This window comes from Microvirga sp. Mcv34, assembly GCF_024519725.1.
GTDB lineage: Bacteria > Pseudomonadota > Alphaproteobacteria > Rhizobiales > Beijerinckiaceae > Microvirga.
Map to the genome: position 1 here is coordinate 4,430 of NZ_JALJRK010000152.1, position 1,227 is coordinate 5,656.

Consider the following 1,227-nt stretch of genomic DNA (forward strand, 5'->3'; position numbering starts at 1 on the left):
GGGCAACAATCTCTCCTTCACCCAGCCGATCCAGATGCGCTTCAACGAGCTTCTGGCCGGCACGCGCGGCGATCTGGCCGTCAAAGTCTACGGCGAGGAGTTCGAGCCGATGCTGCAGGCGGCCAACCAGATTGCCAATATCCTGCGCGGGATCGAGGGCGCGGCGGACGTGAGTGTGGAACAGGCCACCGGTCTGCCGTTCCAGGAGATCCGGATCGACAAGGCGGAGCTCGAACGCCGTGGCTTGAGCCTGTCCGCCGTGCAGGACGTGATCGGGACGGCCATTGGCGGGCGTGAGGCCGGCCTGGTGTTCGAGGGTGATCGGCGTTTCGAGATCGTGGTGCGGCTCCCCGATATGGTTCGGGCTGACATCGAGGCGCTCATGAACCTGCCAGTGCCCTTGCCATCCACGGGACAGGGGACGGCACCTGCGACAATCCCGTTACGGGAGGTGGCAACCATTGAGATTGCGGAAGGCCCCAACCAGATCTCGCGGGAGAACGGGAAGCGGCGGGTGGTGGTGACGGCGAACGTGCGCGGGCGCGATATCGCGTCGCTGGTAGCCGAAGCCCAGGCGAAGATCGGCCAGGAGGTGCAACTGCCGGCCGGCTATTATGTGACCTGGGGCGGCCAGTTCGAGAACCTGGCCGCGGCGCGCCAGCGCCTGATGATCGTGGTGCCGGCGTGTTTTGCCCTGATCTTTCTGCTGCTGTTCAGCGCATTGGGCTCGGCGCGCGATGCGCTTCTGGTGTTCAGCGCCGTGCCGCTCGCGCTCACCGGGGGCATTTTCGCCCTCTGGCTGCGGGGGATGCCGTTCTCGGTCTCGGCGGCGGTCGGGTTCATCGCCCTGTCAGGTGTCGCGGTGCTGAACGGTCTCGTGATGCTGACCTATATCAAGCAGCTTCTGGAGGAGGGGCGGCCTAAGCGCGAAGCGATCTTCGAGGGCGCGATGACGCGCCTTCGCCCTGTGGCCATGACCGCCTTGGTGGCCTCGCTTGGGTTTGTGCCGATGGCGCTGGCGACCGGCACGGGGGCCGAGGTGCAGAAGCCGTTGGCCACCGTGGTGATTGGCGGCCTGATCAGCGCGACCCTGCTCACGCTGATCATCCTGCCTGCGCTCTATGCCCGCTTCTCAGGCCACAAGGTCCGGCCATCGGTGGATTCCCATCACACACCGGAACAGCATGAGGTTCAGCACAAGCCGCTCAGCCAGGCCGCCGAGTGAAC

The 1,227-nt window shown here is 65.8% G+C and carries 1 protein-coding gene; it reads left to right on the forward strand.

The window, feature by feature from the left end; genetic code table 11:
• On the forward strand, nt 1-1,225 hold a 1,225-nt coding region (locus OC446_RS28995; protein WP_262032389.1), incomplete at its 5' end, for an efflux RND transporter permease subunit.
• Nucleotides 1,226-1,227 lie beyond the last annotated feature (2 nt).